Raw genomic sequence first — 14,985 nt, 5'->3', positions numbered from 1 at the left:
ACGACCTTGGTGTTTTCATTGCGGCCAACGTCGCCAGGGCTGTACACGCAGCCCTGTCAGCAAGGCACCCCAGCGCTCATCACGCTGAGCAGCCCCAGGCGCGATGCGTGATTGACGGCGCTTGTCACCGCCTTGAGGGACGCCAGTAAGCTACTGCCATCGCGGGCGGCGCCAAATAGCAGCCGGTTATTCACGCGAATCTCGACATAGGCCAGTGCTTCGGCCTGAGCCCCATCGCGAGCAGCGTGCTCATGATAATCGGCGATATCGAAGTGAACGCCACGCTGGGCAAATGCATCGACCAGCGCCGCCAGCGGACCGTTGCCCTCACCGCTGAGGTCGAACCTGGTGCCCCCCATGTCGAGCACGCCCTCCAGGTAAGTCACAGCGCCCTCGCTGACCAATTTAGGCTGCAACAGCGTGTAGGGCTTGCCCTCATCCAGATAGTGCCGGCTAAAGCACGCAAGGATCATCTCGCTACTGATCTCCTGGCCCGATCCATCCGCCTCTTGCTGGACCAGGTTGCTGAACTCCATCTGCAATCGGCGCGGCATCACGACCCCATGCTGTTCAAGCAGATAGGCCACGCCGCCTTTACCCGATTGGCTATTGACGCGGATGACCGCCTCATAACTGCGCCCCATATCCGCCGGATCAATAGGCAGATAAGGCACTTCCCAGAAGCCATCGGGATTGGCCTGGCGCACTGCAAACCCTTTCTTGATCGCGTCCTGATGCGACCCTGAAAAGGCCGTGAACACCAGCTCGCCCGCGTAAGGATGGCGAGGATGCGTGGGCAGCTGATTACAGTATTCCACCTCGCGCTGGACGTGGATGATGTCCGAGAAATCCAGCTGCGGATCGATACCGCTGGTGTAGAGATTCATGGCCAGGGTGAGGATATCGACATTGCCGGTTCGCTCGCCGTTACCAAACAGCGTGCCCTCGACCCGTTCGGCACCGGCCAGGCAGGCCTGCTCGGCGGTGGAAACCCCGGTGCCCCGGTCATTGTGCGGATGGACGCTGATGATCACGCTGTCACGACGGCTGAAATGCCGGCAAAACCATTCGATCTGATCGGCGAAGACATTGGCCGTGGAGACTTCGACGGTCGTCGGCAGGTTCAGGATCATCTTGTTGGAAGGCGTTGGTGCGAAGACGTCCGTCACCGCCTCGCAGACTTGCAATGCAAAATCCAACTCGGTGAAACAAAAAGTCTCGGGGGAATACTGGAACGTCCACTGCGTCTCGGGATTGTTGTCCATGTGCTGTTTGATTTCGCGAGTGGCCTGGGTGGCAATCTCGATGCACCCGGCGCGGTCAACACCGAATACCACGTCTCGAAACACCGGTGCGGTCGCGTTGTACACATGCACGATAGCGCGGGGAGCACCCTTCAATGCCTCAAACGTGCGCTCGATGAGATGGCTGCGGGCTTGCGTCATGACCTGAATCGTCACGTCATCGGGAATCGCACCCGTTTCGATAAGTTCGCGCACGTAATCGAAATCGGTCTGCGAAGCGGCTGGAAAGCCTACTTCGATTTCCTTGAAACCGACCTTGACCAACAGGTCGAAGAAACGACGCTTACGCTCGGCATTCATCGGCTCAATCAAGGCCTGATTGCCATCGCGCATATCGACGCTGCACCAGCTAGGCGCAACGGACTGGACCTGACCGGGCCATGCGCGATCCGGCAGATCCACTGTGGTGAAATGTCGATATTTGCTGGAAGGATCCTTCAGCATCATGGCGGTTCTCCTTTTTATACCGTCCGTAGGTGGGCAGGCTCGGCATCTGACGCTACCTAACATTGGATCTAACAATAAATGAACATAACTTGATGCAAATTGCGTTGTCACATCAACAGCACGGAGAAACCAACAAAAAACACTAATAATGTTTGGTTTTTTGGTTTTTCGTGCTCTATACATAAACGCTACAGCAATTTTTACTCTAGCGAGTCGGAGTCACCCTACTGCTCTGGTTGCTGGGGAAGGAATAAGCGGTATCAGAGAGAGGAGACGACAATGTAGGAGCATCCAGCCCCCCCTAGCGCGATGATCGAAACTGGCGTCGTAGTCAGTCATGCTCCGTGGAGAGTGCTTCGAAGGCCCGCTGCAAGCGCTTCTTGCGCCAGGGTGTTGTCCAGCCACCGCCTATTCCTATCGGCGCGTCAGATTCCCGGACCTGTCACGTGGGCTGGCAACCTGGCCAAGCGGTCCCAACCGTTTGCATCGATCCCGGCGCAGTTGGGCAACCACAGGGCGTCCAACGGCAGTTGCTCCAACACCGGCACCACGGCCGACGTGATCCGCGATTCCCCTGGATCAGCCCCAAGCGTCAGGTCCCGCAGCGGCATGCCTGCGAGATGGGCCACCCCGGCGTCAGTCAACCAAGGGCTGTCATACAGACCCAGGCGCTGCAGGGGCAGGTCCCGCAAACAAACCAGGTCGGCATCGCGCAGGTTCAGGCCGCTTATTTCAAACTCCTCCAATGGCAATCCCAACTCGACGAGCTTGCGCAAAACCTTACCGTCGACGCCCTGGCAAAAACTCAGATTGAGCCGCTTCAGCGGCAGGCCAGCCAGTTGTTTCAGCTCCTTCCACGTGATGTCGTTCAAGGACAGGTCCAGGGACTCCAACTCCAACCCGCGCAGATCACTCAACGTACTGGCGCAGACACCTTGCACATCGGAGAGCCCCAATCGCTTGAGCGGAAACTCGTGCAACACATCGAGCCGCTCGATTACCTGACGTAGACACTTGAGGTCCAGCTCCGCAAGCGGCATTCCCTCCAGTACTTCAAGATCGTCTTCGCAGATGAACGCAGAGTGCAGCGAGAGCTTTTCCAGGGGCAGATCCTGAATCGCCTGCAACACGCTCTCGCTTGCATAACAGTCATCCAGACTCAACGAGCGCAACCCCGTCAGGTCGCGAAGCCAGGACGGATCGTCCAGGATCGCGCCGCTGCCACTGAGCGACAACTGTTCAAGGGGATGACTTGCCAAGTGCGCCATGCCACGGGACGTCAGCTCGCCCACGCGTTGTAAGGTGAGGGATCGCAGCTTGAGACGTGAAAGTGCGCGAAGGCCGTCGTCGGTCATCTCATCGCAACGGTTCAACGACAATTCCTGCAATGGGCTGTCGCTCAGTTGACGGAGGAAACTGTCGTCGAAGTCTTCGCCGTAGGTTTGCAACTTCAGCCGGCGCAAGCGTGCGGGCGACGGGAGGCAGTGGGCGTTATCGTCGCGGGAAAAATTACTGACCTCCAAGGTTTCGAGGGCATTGGCGGGCAAACGCTGCCACATCTCCGGGCCGCAGATAAACCTCGAGCTGTTGAGCACCAACGTGCGCAAGGGCAGCCCGGCCAGGGCGTCACACCAATGCGGCTCGGCGTCGTTCAACTCCAGGTGGTCGACCGGCAGGCCACGCAGTTGCGACAGCAAAGGGCCGGGGCGATTTGTATGGGCTGTGGTATTCAGTTGAGTCATCACCACCTTAGCCGCCGGATCGCACAGGCCCGCCGCGACGCGTAAACCTTCCAGTGACGCTTCCCCGCTGTCGAGCAGATCGCGATAGAGCGAAGCGCGCGCGGTGGTGTCATCGGGGTTGGCGGCGAGTTGGGTGATCAGAGCGTTGCGGTTGGGGTTCAGCACGATTCACGAGTCCGAAGTGAGCAGGTCCAGCGTAGGCTGCGAAAAGAATATAAAAAGAAATATCACCAGAAAGGAAGCACAAATAGAGCTTCGCTGAGGAAGCGCTCTGCATTGGTTTGAGGAACTTGAAACTCCCTCAGGACGCATCTAAAAAAGCAGCAGGAAACCCCTTGTGAAACCTGAGCAGGCGAGAGCCTTTCACGAGAGAGGAGAAACCAAAAATACGAAGGTCCTTCGCCCCAGTTTTTTCAGGAGTCCTGTTCTTTCAAACGCGCACCGAAAAAATACTCTGCTATCGTCAAGAAAGCCTAACGCCATCACCAAGGATGATAAAGCATGAAAAACACAAAAATGGGCTTAAGCCTTATTGGACTAACCTTTTTATCTGGCTGTTCAAATCTAGGCACAGAAGATACCCAATATGTAGGTTTCTCAGAAGCACGCTATTACGACACTAAAGCAAACTCATTTAAAGATAGATTTTGGAGTTCCTCTAATGACAAGTGCCTGACTACAGGAGACCAATTTGATATCAGGCTACAGAGTTTAAAAATAGATCAAGAGTTTGAAGGCCTCTTGGAAAAAATCACAAGTGACTCCGGCAACGAACTTGGTGTATTTCTTACGATCAACAAAACCAAACGCAACAACGAGTCAGCGCTCGCTAAAACCGGTGTCAGCCCACCGGTAGAAACGGGAACACTGGCATCGCCTGTCGAGCGCCGCCTCGTATACATGACCGACTCAAGATTGAAAAATGTAGATATAAACTCGGCAAACCTATTAATTTACAGCGACCTCTACGACAACAGTGACTACAAAATAACTTTGGAAGTAGTCGAATTCGATTCCGAAAACATTAAAAAATACGCATCCATTGCAAAAGAAATGATAAAAGCCGCTCAAGAATCAGGAATATCATATAACTTACCCTTCTCAGCACTGCTAACTAATATGGGAACAGCGCTTTTCAACCATATCGCTAGGGATGATAAAATAATTTCTTACGAAACCCAGTTACTAAGCTGCAATTCCATAGCAGATGGCGACAACTCTGTTTACTTCGAGCGTGGCGACTTGGCCATTATCAGAGTCTCTCAGCAAGCTGAAGCCATAGACTGGACTAAGATAACCTTCGACCCAAAAACCAAAAGATCCCCAAAAAAATCAAATGTAATATTAAGCATTATCAAAAGAATCTAATTACAAATTACTCCACATGACAAGCGAACAAACTTACTTAGAAAAAAAGTTCAAAAAAATAGAACAGATTTATTTAAGAACAAACAAATAAATTTGTTCCCTTTTTCGTTCCATATTGCTTTCGGCTCAAGAGAGCGGAGGTTTTCCACGCAAAGAAGAGATGCGTATCACAGGAGGTGTCGGAAAACTCAACAAGAACGACGTCTCAGATCCATCAGGAACAGGCCACGGCTCGAAGAAGCGCTATCACTTCCTCTTGGAAAAACGTGGCCTATTCCCTGTCAGTTTCAGCGATTATCTAGGGTCGATGACATCCAGCGCCCGGTTTGCCAATAGCTGACCCAGCTCGATCAACTGTTGCAGCCCTAGTGCAACATACCGTCGAGAATCCTCCAGATCGAACGCCAGATCGCCGGCCATGGCATGGGCGGAGGCCAAGGTTTCGCTGAGATTGGCCAACAGGCTTTCAGCATCGACGCCCTCCATGACGGTGAACAACTGCTCCGGAGGTGGCTTCTTGTCAGGCTGGGCGGGTTTGGGGTTCAGATAGGAATCGATGACACGCTCGGCGTTGGCGTCGGATGCGATGTCCAGATGCAGCGGTGGAACGGGTGGGTCGGGGATGAGTTTGTCCATGGAATGCTCCTAACGTTAGTGGGAGCTGCCACGTTCGCTGCTAAACGAGTGGGTGGCAGCCGTGCGCAGGTTAGCAGACCGGTACGTTAGGAAACCGGCGCACCCGAGGATGCCCTGCGCATAGCCGCCATAAGAATTCGAGCAATAAAAACGCCCGCATTGAAGGCAGTTGCCATGCGCCTAACGTAGTTCCGAGCTGCTAAACCCGACCGCTAAATTGGCTGCGGCGGACAAAGACTAGGCACCGAAATCAGCAGGCGCAAGGGACTGGAATTTTCTAGGAAATGTCCTGCAAGTCAATGGGGAATATTCGTTCCGTCGATTCCTACGACAAGCCTGTTTAACGATTCCATAAAGGAACAAATTGCGTATAGTCCCGCCCGCCGCCCTTGCGGCAATCAGTTTTAGCAGCCCACAACCTCTGATGGAGCATGAGTTTTGTACAAGAAATTTACAGGGATCGTTTTTCTGCTATTGAGCGGCTGCTCACTGCATCCGAATACCAAGGACGAGCTGCTGAACACTGGCAAAAACAGCCCCGAGTACTGCCTGACGCAAGAGCGGGCAGTGGTCGAAGAGCGGGTGCAAGGCTACCTGAACCACTGCTTTCACCCGCAAGTGACCGACCTCACGACGGGTGGGAGACTCGTCAATACCATCCAATTGAAAGTCGACAGCAATGCCGAGAGAAGCGACATGGTGCTATGGGCGCCGACAATCTACGGCAGCCAGTTCTATATGAACGTGATCGTCTCGGAAAAGAACCCCGCCTGCAAAACCACCATGACTGCCGTGGCTTCAGGCTGGGCCTTTGAGCGAAACTTTCCGAAGATCCTGGAAAGCGCGAAGGGGGAAGACCCGTGGTGCCCGCTGTAAACTCGTTGTACGCAAACCCGGGACACCCAAGGCGCGACAGGAAGAAAAAGAAGCGGACAGCAAAATAAACCTGCCCATGGCGAGCGATCACAATCCGGCTTTTGTGGCGAGGGAGTTTGCTCCCTCGCCACAATGAAATTATTGGACCGCCTGCCCGGCTGATTCAGAAGCCGGGCGGCAGCCTCGCCATCAGACTAAACAACTTCATCGCTGCAGCCTTGGTAAAAAATCATCAATACTTTTGTTTTTTTCCTTCAACAGAAACAAAACAAACTCCGGTTCAAACCCTATTAAAAACTCAATAGCGTCATGAATTTTCCACCGATGCATTTCCGGATGATCGATTATTGAACTGAGATACTGCTTAATAAGCGGGATATATTCTAGATATTTTTCACGCTTCACAAAGGCAAGAGCATCGGCTATTTCAAAAGGTTCGTTACCTGCAAACTCTATGATTTTAGATAAAGGTGAGAAGACTTGAGCCCTCGCTTCCTCTCGACCTCCCCTGCCAGCCATATTGGCAAAATACATAGTTACAGCCATAAGAATCTGACTATAAGTATCATCGTATCCATGTAGCCTATGAAGATAGATATTTTTGATAAGCTCAGGCCTTTCCATGCTTTTTTCCAAAGCGGCCAGGCCTTCAAGGACTCCCCAACTGGTCAGCAATTTCGCTGCGTGGAAGCGCACCACATCATTATCTGAATTGTGGAGCAAATCCAGCACAGCACTCATTCTCTCCTGCGGAATATCCTCAGGATCCAGCTCTCCCGCCTCGGCGGCATAGTCTGCTTGATCCGGGATGCTATTAAGTAGGTCGTACGTTTTCCGATCCATAGTAAATCCTATTTCTGGATAAATTTAATATAGCCGGCCGGTACACAGCCCTTGATCAAGCACTCGCCATCACGCATTACGTTTACCAAGTCTGCTTCTGCCCTACTCAATGAAGTCTCATTTTTTGGGGAGGGGTTGTTCGTGTATTTGTCCCGTGCGGCATTCACCCTAGCCTGCAGCTCAGCGGCGACCTCACGATTGCTCAAAAATTTGGTGTCTGGCAATACTCCAGAATCGATATCCTCCCGCAATCGCTTCACATCGATTTCTATTTTTTGAGTGCCGTAGTCTTTAGGGCTCAATGATACACTCGGATCGGTTACAGAGATGTACGGAGAGTTTTCAGAACCACCGCCGCGCACATGTGTTTGAATGCTGCCTGTCCCCTCAAGGTTAGGGGGTACCAAATCGCCATCCTCAGTGATGTATGCTTTTGGCTTTCCATTGATCCCTACAGGCAAAGAAAAATCATTGTCGCTGCGCACTACTACAGGGTCGCCTGAAGCTTTGGGCACGTTTGTAAAATCATCTACGGCACTAACTGTATCTTTTGCACCGATGCTCGTACTGCCCCGTCCCGAGAATCCTACCTTTGGAATCCCAAGGCTCGCCGCATTCATGGCTCCGACCACGATATTGCCGATGCCATTCCATGTATCACCGTCGTAGACTTGGCCCGCACCGTGGCCTGCCTGGAGTACACCATTGGCCGCAGCAGCGACTCGAATCGTAGTGCCGAGGTTACCCGTCAGAAAATAAAGAGCTGGTGACCCCACGTCGCTCATTGCCTGCATTTCACCATTGATGCGCAGGTAGCCTTGAGCATCGCGGTATAGCATTTCGCTGGCGCTCTGGTCCCTGGACCAAAATATGTTGGCAACCGACACGCCATCCTGAGCTCTCAGGCCGTCGGCGTAGGCAATTCGCTCCTGGGTAGTACCGCCCGCATACGGGTAGTCTCGATAAGGATCCGGTCCGTTTTCAAGCAGATTGTTGATGCTGGTGCGAGCAGCCTCAACCCCGTGTTCCTTGCTTTGCTCATAGCCAAACACCTGAAGATAAGCGCCCAACTCTGTTTTTTCTGACGGAGAAAGCGACGCGGGGTCGGTATGAAAACGCGCCAACAACGCATCACTACGTTGGTCCGAGCCTTGGAGCACCATCATTTTTTGGGCGGCGTCCAGGCTCTTGGTTTCTTCATACTCCTTGAGAACTCTGTCTCGCTCCGCTTTGGAGTGGTCTCCGAGGAAGTTGTAACGCGTACCATTTTCAGCCACTTGCGCGGCAACTTCGAGATCCCCATTCGAGGCGGCAGCCCCCAGTACGCCGACAACCTTCGAAAGTGCGACCAGATTTTCCTGGGCCCGAATGTATTCAGCCGTACCGGGTTCCAGATGCGAGGGCAGTAGCGTATCCCCCAGCAAACCAATCAGAACCTCGTTTGCCCCACCCGCTATCGCCCCTGTGCGGAAATCTCCTCCCATGACCTCTGCCATCAACCCGCCCAAGGCCGAATGAAGGAGAACTTTCTCTAGGCTACCTTCGGTTAGCGGTAGGTCACCTATTTTGCCAGCGCCGTATGCGCCCCCAATGCTTGCCGCCGTTCCAACCAATGAATTCGCGAAGTTATCCTTGAAGCTTCCTCCGTACACAGCTGTTTTTATCGCAGCATCCGCGGCCACTTTCATAGCCACCGTCTTCGCGCTCTCGGCATTAAACCCAACGTTGCCGGCCTCATAACCAAGCCCTTGCGTAACCCCCGCCGTGGCCATCGAGACGGCGTATCCTTTCAGGCTGTCCTTGGAAGTTACATCCTTGGCAATTGCGCCGAGATTGCCTCGGTTATCGATGGTGCTGACCGTCGCCTTGGTCGCGACACTGAGGGCTCCCGCCTGAAGCATGGTATTCATGCCAGCCATCATCGGGCCCATTACGGCCGCGAGGGCAATGGCAATGATCAGTTGTGAAGCCGGCCCCAAGCCCGACGTGTTGTACTTGAAGGACTCATGGATCTCCTTTACTTGCCGCCAGTCCACGTCACCGCGCTGCTCGGCTTCCTTGATCCAAGCCAGTTGCGGATCGGCTTTTACCATCGCATCAATGGTCTGACTAACCGTTTTCTGATCGACATGCTTGATATCGATCTTCAGGCCTTCGACTGCCTTGATGGTGATATTGCCCGCCGCCGCCATCTGCGTCTGGCGTAAGGTTTCGTCGGTATTACCCTTGCCCTTTGCGGAGTTCCAGAACGCATTGTTATTGGTCTTGGTATGGCTTTCGTCGTGCAGGTCCTTCACGCCTTCGAAAACGATGGCGCCGCCACTTTCCAGTATCAGGTCCTTTCCGCTTTGCAGCTTGGCGACTTGGTAGCGCTGGTCGCCGCCACTCCTGAGCGTCAGGTCGCCTCCCGTCTGGATCTGGCTGCCGATATGGGTAATTTGTGTCACCTCATCGCGCCGCATCTTCAAGCTGCCCCAACCACCTTTCTTCTTCATGTCATACAGCGAATAGTCGCGGTTCTGCGCAGCCAGCAGCTCAAGCTTGCCACCCGCCACGAAGTAGGCCTGGTTTGCAGCGTTGACCTTGCTGGCGATCATCGCCAAATCCTGCCCGGCGCTCATTACAACGTTGCGCCCCGCATTAACCGTCGAGGCCACCTGACTGACGTGGTCCTCTTGGCGGGTGACCTTCTTGCTCTTGCTGTAGGAATGCTGCTCATCCGCCGCCGAGGCGAAGGTCAAGTTTCCTTGAGCAGCCATGGCAACGTCGCGCTTGGCATCGATCTGAGTGCCGACAACGGTGAGGTTGCGACCAGCGTTGACGGTCAGGTCGCGGCCGCTGTCGAGGCTGGAGCCGTATTGCTTGATGTCTTGGTCGCGATGCCTGCCGCGAGTGCCGCTGGTGATGCGTTCGGCCGCGATGAGATTGACATCGCGCGTGGCGTTTAGGGTGGTGTCGGCGCCACTTTTCAGCACGCCGCCGACGCTGTTGATGTCACGCCCTGCGCTGATGGTCAGGTTGTTGCCGGCTTCGATACGAGCGGCGCTGTCGATGAAGTCGGTGCGTTCGCTGCGGTAGCCGCTGTCGCTTTCGTGGGTGGTAACGGTACGCTCGTTAGTCACGTCGCCAGTCAGAGCAACAACACTGACATCCCGCCCAGCAATAACCCCACCCGCCCTGTTAGTCAGGTTATTACTCGCCAACGCATCCAGCCGACCACCCGCTTCCATCAACCCACTGTTGACCAAGCTGTCGCCCGCCGTCGCCCTCAGGTTGCTGGACGCACGCAAGGTGCCCGCATTGTTCAGGTTCTTACCCGCAATCAGGCTGACGTCTGAGCCCTGAATCAGCGCACCATTCGGCGCCAGGCGATTATTGGCCTGGGCCAGATAAAGCACCGGCACCAGCACCTGTTGATTATTCACCGTCCGGTTTTCCATCCAGACGATGTCATGGGTCAGGGCCGCAACCTGTTCGGCGGTCAGGCTGACGCCCAGGGACAGGTTGAGACTGTCCTTGCTGGCGATGGCGTTGTTCATCAGGTACTTGAACATGCCGTCGTCGGAGTTCTGGCCGTCGAGGAAGCGTTGGCCCGTACGGGCGATCACCGCCTGTTGGATCAGGCGTTGTTCGTAGAAGCCGTCGCCCAGGCGCTTGGCGGCGGTGTCCGGGTCGTAGCCCAGGTTTGTCAGCAGGTAGTCCGAGCTCATGAACCGGCGCATGTCGGTCAGCGCCGGGTTGGTCTCGATCAAGTACTTTTGCGGGTTGGCCTGGAACGAGCGGTCCGGCAGGCCACGCACTTGCGTCAGGCCCGTGCTCTGGGTCGGCGTGGTGGAGCCGTCGCCGCTCATGCGGAACAGGCCGTTTTGCCCGGTGGGCAAGTCAAACCCCGGCAAGGACAGCGGATCGACTTGTTGCTGGGTCAGGCTCGGGGGTAGCTGCCGATTGACGCTGATGCGGGTCGAGAAGGCGTTGTCGGCCTGGGTGTCGGTACGTGGGCCAGCGCCGACGTAGTTGTAGCCGCCTCGCACGACGCCGCTGTTGAGGTCGCCCTGGGTTGGAATGTCGACGGTGCCACCGGCCTGAATAATTGCGGCATAGGTTTGGCTGTCGGTGGTGGTTGTCTGAGTACGGAACTGCGTCAGCTCACGTTCGGTTCTGCCGATAAAATGGCTCATCGCCGCTTCAAGACCGCTCAGGTCATTGGCGTTGTAGCCTGGGCTCTGCAACCAGTATTTGTTGGTGAAGTTATTGGCGTCTGCGCGCCAGCTACCCGGGCGGCGCGTGCGTTGGGACCTGAAGGTGCGCGAGGTTTCAATCTCGCCGGTCTCGATGCCGATGTTGTTCAGGCTGACGAGGTTGGCGGTCAATGCACCGCCGACGCCGATGCTGCTGCTCCGGTTGGTCAGGGTGTCGCCCTGGATATTCAGGTTGCCGCCGGTGGTGATGCTGGAGGCGGCGCTGGCCGCGGTAACTTCGAACTTGTCGCGCTGGACGATCTGCCAGACGTGGTTTTCCTTGCCACCGCTGCAATCACCGGCGTTGACCCCTTCGATGCAGGCCACTTCCCTGATCGAGGCGGTGTAGATGCCAGCATCGTGGGTGGCCAAGACCTCGCGGACGTTGTCGATGGTGCTGGCCGCCAGGCGCATGTTGCCGTCGCTTTGCAGCGTGCCAGAGCTGTTGAGGATGCGGCTGGCACGGGTGCCGAGGCCGTCGCGATCGATGCTCAGATCACCCAGGCTGTAGATATCGGCATAGCGGTTGGTCAGGCTGTTGATGCGCAGGCTGGTATTGCCGCCGCTGAAGATCAATCCGTGCTCGTTGAGCAGGTCGCCGGTCGATACGCCGAGCGCGCCGGCACTGCCCAACGTGCCGTAGTTGTTGATCGTGGCGGCCGTGACGCTCAGGTCCGCCGCCGAGGTCAGCCGACCGTAGCTGTTGAGGACACCATCGACCACGACGGTTGTGTTGCCACCGCCAGCGATACTGCCGTTTTGCTCCAGATTGATCAGCGCGGCCTTCAGGCCCAAGGTCCCGAGACTGCTCAAGCGACCGTTGCCTGTATAGGCGCCGGTCAGTTGCAGGTCGGTCGCCCCATCGCTGCCGATCAGGCCGTCGACGCGCCAGTTGCTGCCGCGGCCCAACATGCTGTCGGTACTGAGCAGTTGGCCGGTGGCGGTCTGGGTCAACTGGTCGACATTCACGACCAGGTGCCCGGCCTGGATCGCCGTGTTGTTGGTCCAGCGATCAGCCGTCACCGTCAGGTTGCCGTAGGTCACCAGCTGACCGCCGGCCTGCCCCAGGTTGGCCTGGCTGATACCAAACAGTCCCAGGCCGGTGTGCAGCAGCTTGCCACCCACGTTCTGGACGCTGCCGGTGTCGAAGCCCACATCATTACTGGCGGTTTCGAGGGTGCCGTCGCTGTTATCGAACAGACCACCGATGTTGAACGCCGTGGTGCTGTTCTTGCCCAGGGTGCGCAGTTGGCCTTTCTGGTTGCTCAGGCTGGCCGCAAGAATATCCAGGCTGTCCTGGCTTTCGATAATGCCGGCGTTGTTGTTCAGCGCGCCCGAAAGGTCAAAGTCGATGCGACTGGCGCTGATCTGCCCGCCGCCACTGTTGTCCATGTCCCGGCCAATGACCTGGACCTTGCCCGTGGCGTACATCCCGCCGCTGCGGTTGTTGATATCCGCACCCGCGTTGCTGATCACGATATCGCCCGCTTGCGCGGCCAGGCGCCCGCCGTCGTTGAACAGCCCCGCCAAGGCTTGGATGTTCAGTCCTTGGGCCTGGATCGTGCCGCCCTGACGATTCACGTCATAGCCATTTTTCAGCACGCCGGTGGTGCGCGCCTCCAACGCGGCCTTGACGCTGGAGAGCACGCCACCACGGTTGTCCAGATTGGTGGCGAAGACACTCAGGTTGGCGTCCTGGGCGATGATGCTGCCGCCCTGGTTATCGATATCGCCCGCGACATCCACGGTGACCAAGCCTTTGCCTTGCAGCGTGCCTTTGGCGTTATTCAGACTGGCAGCATCGAACTCAACCTCGCCAGTACGGCTGGCGATCAGGCCTTTGTCGGCGTTGTTCACCGCGCCAGTCGCGCTGACCAGCAGCTTGCCATTGGCGGCGACGGTGCCTTTGTTGCTGTTGTCCAGGCTGGCGGTGCGCACGGTCATGACGCCTTGGCTGGATAGCTCGCCGCCCTGGTTTTTGATCGCGCCGGTGTTGGTGATGTCGAGGTTTTTGCCAGCCATGACCAGGCCGGTCAGGTTGTCCAGGCTGCCGAGGATCAGCGTCGCGCTGTTCAGGCTCGACAGTTCACCCGCATTATTTTCCAGATGGCCCAGGTTGCCCGTCAGCAGGCCCTGGCTATTGATCAGGCCGCCCTGGCTGTTCAGGACTTGATTGGCGGCCAGGTGCAATTCGGTGCCGCCGAGAATTCGGCCTTTGTTGCGGTTATCCACAGCGTTGCCGGTGACGGTGGTCTTGCCCTGCCCACTGAGGGTGCCGCCCTGGTTGTTCAGCTCTGCGCTGGTCGTGACGTTCAGGTCGCGACTGGCGATGACGGTTTTTCCGGCGTTGTTCAACTGCTTGGCAGAGAGGGTGACATCACCTGTGGTGTTGCGGCTGTTATCGGCGTTGACCCCAGCTTCGATGATGCCGTTGTTGCTCAGCGTGCCACCGCTGTCCAGGTGAACGCTGTCGCGGGCCACCAGGTTGTTCTGGCTGGTCAGGTCGCCCTGGGTCTTAACGTCCAAGCGGCTACCAGCGTACACCTGGCCACGGGTTTCCAGGCTGTTGGCCTGGATGTTGACGGCACCGGCGGCGGCCGTCTCGGCCATGCTCAAATGCCCATTGGCATCAAGCTGAATATCCCCCCCACTGGCGACCATCTTGCCGTCCAGCTTCACCCCAACCCCGGCCTCGGTACCCACCAGCTTGATCGCGCCGGCGTACATGCCACCCAACGCCGAAGAATCGATAGCCAGTTCCGGCTTGGCGCTGCCGTCGTCGGCGCGGGCGGTGGCATTCAGGGTGCCGGCGTTAACGTCGTTGCGCCCGGCGACGATGGTCAGGTTCTTGGCCTGAATCTCGGCGTTGATCTTGGCGCTGCGGGTGATGATTTCGAAGCGGTCGACGTTGTTGGCGTTAAGGCCCGCGCCCTCAATGGTGACGCTGCCCTGATCCACTTGATAGCGGTTCACCTGGCCGTTTTCGATGATCGGCTTACCCGTGGTCAGGGTCGCCTTCGGGGTGTTGATGAACCCGCAGCCATTGCAGGTGATGCCATAGGGGTTGGCGACGATGACGTGGGCCGACTGCCCCGCCACTTCGGTGTAGCCGCGCAGCTGGCTGGGGTTGCCGCCGTTGACTTCGTTGAGGATGACCCTGGCGGCCGTGCCCTTGAGGTTCGGGTTGCCAAGGATGATCCCGCCCAGTTGCGTGGCTTGGGCGGGGTTGGTGGCGTTGTTGAGGATCACGCCGTTGCTGCCGACGTTGTAGTCCTTGAACTGGTTATGGGACAAGCCGCTGCCGTTGGGCTTGGCGATGTTGACCACCGGTACGCCGTTGCCGGCCTTACCCAGACTGGTACCCGGCGCGCTGACCACGATTCCGTCCGCCTGGGCCCACAGCGGCTGCCAGAACATGACGTTGGCCAGCAGGAATGCCAGGCCGCGCTTGGGCATGCCCCAGAAGGCGTTGCGGGTTTGCAGGGCAGCAGAAGGCTGGCGGGCCAGGAAGGCGTATTGGCGGTCGTCCAT

Annotated in this window: 7 protein-coding genes; 2 read left to right on the top strand and 5 right to left on the bottom strand. The window is 56.7% G+C overall.

Annotation, left to right across the window (positions count from 1 at the left end):
• Positions 1-56: 56 nt before the first annotated feature.
• Both leuA and ACWNZ1_RS22695 read right to left on the bottom strand, forming a co-directional pair.
• Entirely contained in the window at positions 57-1,751 is a 1,695-nt protein-coding gene (leuA, locus tag ACWNZ1_RS22700) for a 2-isopropylmalate synthase (protein WP_456027906.1), read from the bottom strand.
• A 425-nt stretch (positions 1,752-2,176) separates the two neighbouring features.
• Positions 2,177-3,658 (bottom strand): leucine-rich repeat domain-containing protein, encoded by a 1,482-nt coding sequence (locus ACWNZ1_RS22695; protein WP_456027905.1) that lies wholly within the window; start codon positions 3,656-3,658, stop codon positions 2,177-2,179.
• A gap of 336 nt (positions 3,659-3,994) precedes the next feature.
• Between ACWNZ1_RS22695 and ACWNZ1_RS22690 the strand changes: the two genes are divergently transcribed.
• Positions 3,995-4,861, top strand: a complete 867-nt coding sequence (locus ACWNZ1_RS22690; RefSeq protein ID WP_456027904.1) for a hypothetical protein — start codon at positions 3,995-3,997, stop codon at positions 4,859-4,861.
• Between the two features lie 294 nt (positions 4,862-5,155).
• Here ACWNZ1_RS22690 and ACWNZ1_RS22685 read toward each other — a convergent pair whose 3' ends face one another.
• Entirely contained in the window at positions 5,156-5,497 is a 342-nt protein-coding gene (locus ACWNZ1_RS22685; protein WP_456027903.1) for a DUF6124 family protein, read from the bottom strand.
• Positions 5,498-5,935: 438 nt separating this feature from the next.
• Here ACWNZ1_RS22685 and ACWNZ1_RS22680 point away from each other — a divergent pair, with 438 nt between their 5' ends.
• A complete protein-coding gene (locus ACWNZ1_RS22680; protein ID WP_456027902.1) occupies positions 5,936-6,373 on the top strand; it encodes a hypothetical protein in 438 nt (145 codons plus the stop codon).
• 204 nt (positions 6,374-6,577) lie between these two features.
• On the opposite strand, the gene ACWNZ1_RS22675 is transcribed toward ACWNZ1_RS22680, so the two are convergent.
• Both ACWNZ1_RS22675 and ACWNZ1_RS22670 read right to left on the bottom strand, forming a co-directional pair.
• Entirely contained in the window at positions 6,578-7,216 is a 639-nt protein-coding gene (locus ACWNZ1_RS22675; protein ID WP_456027901.1) for a hypothetical protein, read from the bottom strand.
• A gap of 8 nt (positions 7,217-7,224) precedes the next feature.
• On the bottom strand, positions 7,225-14,985 hold the full coding sequence (locus ACWNZ1_RS22670; RefSeq protein ID WP_456027900.1) for a two-partner secretion domain-containing protein: 7,761 nt from the start codon (positions 14,983-14,985) through the stop codon (positions 7,225-7,227).

This window comes from Pseudomonas sp. CFBP 5748, from assembly GCF_053850495.1.
The sequence above is the reverse complement of the archived record's forward strand: the minus strand, read 5'-3'. Positions and strand labels throughout refer to the sequence as shown.

Bases quoted from the DNA above. Each gene is read 5' to 3' on its own strand.
- leuA (WP_456027906.1), bottom strand. From the start codon at position 1,751: ATGATGCTGAAGGATCCTTCCAGCAAATATCGACATTTCACCACAGTG.
- ACWNZ1_RS22690 (WP_456027904.1), top strand. From the start codon at position 3,995: ATGAAAAACACAAAAATGGGCTTAAGCCTTATTGGACTAACCTTTTTA.
- ACWNZ1_RS22685 (WP_456027903.1), bottom strand. From the start codon at position 5,497: ATGGACAAACTCATCCCCGACCCACCCGTTCCACCGCTGCATCTGGAC.
- ACWNZ1_RS22675 (WP_456027901.1), bottom strand. From the start codon at position 7,216: ATGGATCGGAAAACGTACGACCTACTTAATAGCATCCCGGATCAAGCA.
- ACWNZ1_RS22670 (WP_456027900.1), bottom strand. From the start codon at position 14,985: ATGGACGACCGCCAATACGCCTTCCTGGCCCGCCAGCCTTCTGCTGCC.